The sequence below is a fragment of the Streptomyces palmae genome (assembly GCF_004684805.1).
GTDB lineage: Bacteria > Actinomycetota > Actinomycetes > Streptomycetales > Streptomycetaceae > Streptomyces > Streptomyces palmae.
In genome coordinates this window covers 1-6,572 of the sequence record NZ_SRID01000379.1, presented here as the reverse complement: position 1 = coordinate 6,572, position 6,572 = coordinate 1, and the positions used below count along the sequence as shown (strand labels likewise).

At 72.7% G+C, this 6,572-nt stretch carries 4 protein-coding genes and 2 pseudogenes; 2 read left to right on the top strand and 4 right to left on the bottom strand.

Annotated features, from left to right (window positions below; translation table 11 throughout):
• Positions 1-140 precede the first annotated feature (140 nt).
• Entirely contained in the window at positions 141-713 is a 573-nt protein-coding gene (locus E4099_RS27135; RefSeq protein WP_135341762.1) for a TetR/AcrR family transcriptional regulator, read from the top strand.
• Between the two features lie 300 nt (positions 714-1,013).
• Here the strand turns inward: E4099_RS27135 and E4099_RS27125 are convergent, their stop codons facing one another.
• Together E4099_RS27125 and E4099_RS27120 are read right to left on the bottom strand one after the other, a co-directional pair.
• Positions 1,014-2,387 carry a cryptochrome/photolyase family protein gene (locus E4099_RS27125; protein WP_135341761.1) on the bottom strand — a complete coding sequence of 458 codons (1,374 nt, stop codon included), beginning with the start codon at positions 2,385-2,387 and terminating at the stop codon, positions 1,014-1,016.
• Between the two features lie 173 nt (positions 2,388-2,560).
• Positions 2,561-2,910, bottom strand: a pseudogene (locus tag E4099_RS27120) (NAD(P)H-binding protein); the annotation flags it as partial.
• A 684-nt stretch (positions 2,911-3,594) separates the two neighbouring features.
• On the opposite strand from E4099_RS27120, the gene E4099_RS27115 reads away from it, so the two are divergent.
• Positions 3,595-4,845 (top strand): NAD(P)/FAD-dependent oxidoreductase, encoded by a 1,251-nt coding sequence (locus E4099_RS27115; RefSeq protein ID WP_135341760.1) that lies wholly within the window; start codon positions 3,595-3,597, stop codon positions 4,843-4,845.
• Between the two features lie 9 nt (positions 4,846-4,854).
• Here E4099_RS27115 and E4099_RS34575 read toward each other — a convergent pair.
• Together E4099_RS34575 and E4099_RS27105 are read right to left on the bottom strand one after the other, a co-directional pair.
• A pseudogene (locus E4099_RS34575) lies at positions 4,855-5,057 on the bottom strand (DUF5914 domain-containing protein); the annotation flags it as partial.
• A 267-nt stretch (positions 5,058-5,324) separates the two neighbouring features.
• A complete protein-coding gene (locus E4099_RS27105; protein WP_135341759.1) occupies positions 5,325-6,344 on the bottom strand; it encodes a sporulation protein in 1,020 nt (339 codons plus the stop codon).
• Positions 6,345-6,572: the final 228 nt, after the last annotated feature.

Sequence of the window (6,572 nt, the reverse complement as noted above, 5' to 3'; positions counted from 1 at the left end):
GCCCTCCGATGCCCCCGCCCACCACCACTGCGCTCTTGCCCATGCCACCGGCTCCTTCATCCGTAGCCATGATTTCTACAGCTGTAGAAGAACTTGGAGAAGAGCATAGAGCGGGCTTCTACTGATGTAGAAAGGGGGGTATGGCATCCGACCGACGCACCGTCCTCGCCGACGCGGCCATCACCGTCCTCGCCGAGGAGGGGACCAGGGGGCTCACCCATCGCGCCGTCGACCGGGCGGCCGGCCTGCCGTCCGGCACCACCTCGGCGTACCTGCGCACCCGTACGGCGCTGCTCACCGCGCTGGTCCACCGGCTGGTCGAACGCGACCAGGCCGAACTCCAGGCACTGGGGGAGGCGACCCCGGTGCCGCGGAGCGCCGAGGAGCTGACGGAGGCCATCGCCGGCTTCACCGAGCTGCGGCTCACCGGCGACGGGCGGCAGCGCTCCCTCGCCCGCTACGCCTGCACCGTCGAGAGCGCACGCCACCCGGAACTGCGCGAGATCCTGGTGCCGCGCGACAACGCGGCGCACACCGCCGTCCGCGCCTTTCTGGCCGCGCAGGGCGTGGCGGAGGCCGAGGCGCGCGCGCTCACCCTGCTGGCCTGCGTGGACGGCCTGGTCTTCGACCGGCTGGTGGGCGGCGGGCATGTCGCGCGGCAGGAGATCCGGGGGCTGGTCGCGGCGGCGCTCAGGAAGCCCGACGGGGACTGAACCGCCGCACCCCGGGGCCGCCGCGGAACGGACCGCGCGGGGCGGGTCGATCATGCGCCGCACAACAGGCCGGCCGAGGGGCGAGGATGGCGGCATGACCGCATCCGACGCCGCCCGCGCCCACTCCTTCGACAGGGCCGCCACCCAGTACGCCGCGAACCGCCCCTCCTACCCGCCCTCCATGCTGGACAGCATCGAGGAGATCACCGGGCGGGGGGAGTTTCGTGCCTGGGTCCCTCTTCGCCCGGGTGAGGGAATGGGGACCGAGTCGGTCGCCGAGCCAGTGCACGACGTGTCTCGTCAGTCGCGGCCGCGGGCGTGCTTGAAGCGCGCGAGCCCGTCGGCGAGGTCGATGAGCGGGTCCGGGTAGTCGAGGGCCTCGCGTTCCTCTGCCGGGAGGCGCCAGGGTTCGTGCACCTTCCCGCCGTCGACGCCCGTGAGCTCGGGGACCCAGCGGCGCACGTAGGTGCCATCCGGATCGAACCGCTTGGCCTGAACGAGCGGATTGAGGACGCGGTGGGGGCGGGTGTCGGTGCCCGTGCCGGCGACCCACTGCCAGTTGAGCTGGTTGTTGACGACATCGCCGTCCACGAGGAGGTCCAGGAAGTGCCGGGCGCCGATCCGCCAGTCGACGTACAGCGTCTTGGTCAGGAAACTCGCCACCAGCAGCCGTGCTCGGTTGTGCATCCAGCCCTCGTGGCGCAACTGGCGCATGGCCGCGTCGACGACCGGATAGCCCGTCCGCCCGTCCCGCCACGCGGCGATGTCCTCGACGGCGTCCTCTTCGTCACGCCACTGGTCATGGCGGGTGCGGTAGTCCTTCACCGATGCCTCGGGCCGGGCCGCCAGCACCTGGTGGTGGAAGTCCCGCCAGCACACCTGGCGTACGAATGCCTCCGCGCCGGACCCGCCGTGCCTGCGGGCCCGGTGGACGAGCTCCACCGGGGAGAGCGCACCGAAATGGAGATACGGCGACAGCCGGGACGTGGCGTCGGCCGCGAGGTCGTCGTGCCGGTCTTCGTAACGGGACAGTCCGGAACGCGACCACCGCGCGAACCGGTCACGTCCGGCGGTTTCCCCTCCGGTCGGCAGGCCGGGCGAGGTACCGGCCACGTCCGCGCGATCGGGCAGTGGCTCGCCACGCACTCCGTGGGGGACGCGCACGGTGCGCGGCGCGGCCAGGGGCTTTCTCGGCGGCTCCTGGGACCAGCGGCGGAAGTAGGGGGTGAACACGGCGAAGTGGTCGGAGCCCGAGGGCGTCACCGCACCCGGGGCGACGGCGGTGATCACTGTCTCGTGCACACGCAGTGCCACGTCACCGCCGCCGAGTTCCTCGCGCAGCCGTTCCTCGCGGCGGTGGGCGTACGCGGTGACGCCCGCGGCCACGTGCACCTCGGTGGCCCCGCACTCGGCGGCGACCGCGCGGACCTCCCGGACCACCGGTCCTGTGCGGACCACGAGCCGGCCACCGCGGCGGCGCAGTGAGGAGTCGAGGTCGCTGAGGCAGTCGGCGAGGAAGGCTCTGCGGTTGGGCGCGTCGAAGCCCGCCGCGTGGATTCCGGTATCGAGAACGAACAGCGGCACCACCTCGTCCGCCGCCTTGAGCGCGGCGTGCAGTGGCGGATGGTCGTGCAGACGCAGGTCCGAGGTGAACAGGACGACCGCGACGGTCATGGCGTCACTCCTGGCGCAGTGGTGCGTGAACGGGCGCTCATTGCTCCATACTTCGTCGGCCGCGTCGACGCCGGCTGCGTCGCGATCGATCACTCCCGCAGGCGGTCGAACCCTTGGCGGGTGGCCTGGCTGACGTTGCGCGCCACACCGTCGAAGACGACGGTGTGGAAGACGACGATCCTCCGCACGCCCGCCCCGCGCGCCTGCTGGGCGAAGACGCGTGCCGTGCGACGGCCGGTGTCCTGGAAGCCGGAACCCGACCCGAGGGCGCGCACCAGGTAGGAGGCGACGTCAACACAGTGCACGGCCTCGGCGACGGAATGCGGGTCGGTGACGTCTCCCCGCACGCCTTCGGCATGGGCCGCCCAGTGCTGGTCACAGAGTTCGGCCGGTGTGCAGACCAGACACCGCACTGATGACCGGCCTCCAGCAGCTCCGGCACGAGGCGTCCGCCGATGTACCGGGACGCGCCGGTCACCGGACGGTGCACCCGTTCCCGGTCCCGCTGTCCGTTCGCCACCACGGTCTTTCCCTTCGGTTCGCGCCACGACACCCTGCCCTGTCGTCCGACCACGAGGACAGCACGGACGAGCAACGCAAGGTCCGCGACAGCGCCGCCAACCTCGCCCGCTGCTTCCCCGACCCCGACGACATCGACACCACGATGCACCCGGGCAGCTGGGACACGTGGAAGGACAGGGCCGTCAGGAACCGCGCGTCCGGCGCGCACGACGCTCCCATGTGCCTCATTCACTCCGAGGCGACGCCATTCCCGCCCGGCACTCCCTTGACCTGGAGGAGGAGATCGGTCACGACATGCCGCAGAACGGCGTCACGGTCGAGACCGCGGCGGGCAGCAGCGCCCATGGCGGCCGCGGACGAGCCGGGCGGGCGCAACGTCCTGTCCGGCCGATTCGATCAGGGACAGACGCCGCGTCCTGGCCGCAGGCAGGGAGTCGCCGGTGTCCCCGTGACGTGTTGTCGTCTGACGGCACTTGGTCGTGGCGCCTGGGCATCGGCCGACAGACGTGGTCCGCTGGACAGGCGGTCGCGGCCCGGTCGTTCGCCGGCGGGCGTCGTCGCGCTCGCACCACGTTGCGCCACTGGTCCGTGTCGGCCGGTTGCGGGTACGGACGGAGGCGGAGGGGCCGAGCGGACGGCCTCCGCCTCCGGGGTGTCGCGGGTACGGCGTCGACCGAGGAGAAGCATGAGTGACGAACATCGCCGGGCACCGGACGCGGTCGTCGTCGGTGCGGGCCTGGCCGGCTTGGCGTGCGCCCTGGACCTGTGCCGCGCCGGATGGCGGGTGACCCTGCTGGAGGCGTCCGACGGTGTGGGCGGCCGGATGCGCACGGACCGGCGGGACGGATTCCTGCTGGACCGGGGCTTCCAGGTGTTCAATACATCCTATCCGCAGGTGAAGCGGCGTCTGGAGCTGAGAAGCCTGCGGCTGCGGCCGTTCACCGCGGGCGTCGTAGCGCACACCTCGAACGGGCCTGTCCGCCTCGCCGATCCGACCAGGGAGCCCCGTGCGGCAGGGACGCTGCTGCCGGGGCGGGCCCTGTCGGCCCGCGATCTCGCCGCGCTGGCGGCACTCACCGCACGGGACGCCGTGCTGCCCGTGTCCACCACCGGGCTGCGCCAGGACCGGTCCACCTCGGCAGCCCTGTCCAGGGCGGGACTGTCCGACGCCGTGATCGACGACATCCTGCGGCCGTTCCTGTCCGGCGTCTTCCTGGAGGACCGGCTGGAGACCTCCGCGCGGTTCTTCCACCTGGTCTGGCGGAGCATGGTCCGGGGGTCTCTGTGCCTGCCGGCGGAGGGCATCGGCGCCGTACCGGCCCAGCTCGCCGACGGCCTGCCCGACGGCGTCCTGCGCCTCGGTACGCCCGTCGCGGAGGTCACCGACGCCGGGGTGCTGCTCGGGGACGGGAGTGAGGTGCCGGCCCGGGTCGTCGTGGTGGCGACGGACGCGGCGACCGCCGCAAGCCTGCTGCCGGATCTGACCGTGCCGGACACCCGTACCGTCACCACCTATTACCACGCCACCGACAGCCCGCCGATGGCCGAACCGATCCTGATGGTGGACAGCACCGGAGCGATCCTGAACAGCTGCGTCCTCAGCGAGGTCGCTCCCACCTACGCGCCCCCCGGCACCGCACTGGTCTCCACCTCCGCACTGGGAACGGACCTGCCCGGCAGGGCACAGGCGGTGCTCCGGCGTCTGGCCGAGCTGTACGGCACCGACACGAGCGGCTGGCGACAGGTCACGGCCTGCACGGTCGAGGGTGCGCTGCCGGCGATGCTTCCCCCCTGGCCGCTGAGCCGCACCACTCGCCTCGGCCCGGGGCGATACGTGTGCGGGGACCACCGGGCGACCGGCTCCGTGCAGGGTGCCCTGGCGTCGGGCACGCGCGCCGCGCGAGAGGTGGTGGGCGACCGGCGAAAGGAAAGGTGACGCCGGGATGCGCCACAGCCGCCTGGCCGTACGGCACATCAGCGGGCGCAGCACCGGGGCGGCGGCCCGCGCCACGGCGAAGACCGGCCGGCCCGACGCGGCGACGACCGCCTCGACCCACGGCAGTGCGCGGACGCGCGTTGTCCGGCCCGATCAGCGGCGTCGCGTGCGTCCGTGCGCGGCTCCGGCGCCGTGAACGCGGCCCGTACCGGAGACCACGAGCCGCGCGGGGCGTCATGTCGACGCGCAGGTGAGCAGGGTGCCGCCGGCCGGCCACCGCACCGGGGCGTCCACCTCGGCACGGCGAAGCCGCCGCCGGCACTCGGGGCGATCGAAGACGAACTCGTCGATGTGCGGGCGGTGCGGGGCCAGGCCGGACCAGTCGGTGCCGCGCCGCGGGGGCGACCCGCGCCGCGGTGACCGCCGCCGACCGAGCGGGCCCGCGAAGAGGGCGTCAGCCGGCCTCGCCGGGACGCCGCTCAGTCCTCCCCTTCCTCCCCGCCCTCGTCGTCATCGTCGTCATCGTCGTCGTCATCGAGCATTTCGGCCGCGACGATGCCGCCGACCACCCCGACCGCGACACCGGCGGCCACACCCGCCACCACGGCACCGGTGCCGGGCCCGGAGCGGTGGTGCTCCTCGTGGTGGTGGCCGTGGTGCGGGTCATGGTGGGCCGCGCCGTGGTCGTACGACGCGTAGGGGGCGCCATGCCCCGCCGGCGCCGAGTGGTGCGCCACCAACTGCTGGATCCAGCCGTCGACCTCGGCGTTCCAGTCGGTGTACTGGACACTGTCGTGGGAGACGGTGAAGCGGTTCACCGCGTCATGGCCGCCGCCGAACAGGCCGCCGCGCTTGTCGGCCTCCAGCACGACCTCCAGGCCGCCGGGGGTGGCGAGGAAGGTCACCTCGATCTCGTTGACGGCGTGCGCGTACCGCGGGGGCGGGCTCAGCTCGATCTCCTGGTAGAAGGGGAGCGTCTGCCCGGTGCCGTGGATGTGGCCGTACTCCAGGTCCGCGGAGGTGAAGCCGAACCCGAGCTGTCCGAAGGCCTCCAGGATCGCCTCCTGGGCCGGCAGCGGGCCCACCCGCAGCGCGTCGAGGTCGCCCCGGTCCCTGGCGCCCGCGACGCCCAGCTCGGTCCGTACCCCCAGGACGACGCCCAGCGGCTGGCCGTACAGCTCGGTCACCGGGGTCTCCCAGGGGAGGACCAGACGGAACGGCACACTCTGCCGCTCGCCCTCGGCCAGTCGGAAACCGCCGCCGACCGTCGCGCGATCGAAGACGACCACCCCCTCGCTCTCGCCGTCCTCGTGCTCGGCTTCGACCCGGGCGACCAGTTCCAGTGTGATGTGCTCGATCACCACATCCGTCCGGCCGCCTTCGAGATGGACCTGGCCGGACAGGCTGCCACCCGGCAGTGCCAGGCCGCCGCCGTCCAGAACCGTGTCCACCGACGGCGCGCCCGCACCGATCGCCCCGAGCAACCGCTTGAACACCATCGTGGCGTTCTCCCCTTCGTTTTCGTTGAGATGATGGTCCTGCCCGGCGGCCGCGGCGTACCGGGTTCTGCCGGTGCCGCCGCGCCTCCGGCCCCCTTGGTCGCGACGCGATCTTGAATCTACAGGCTTGTAGAGCAATGTGTGCGCCCATGGCCGGGCTTCACCGGTCCGGGTGCGAAGGGGAAGGGGTGATTCCCGCCGAAGAGGCCTGGCTGCGGGGGTGGTGGG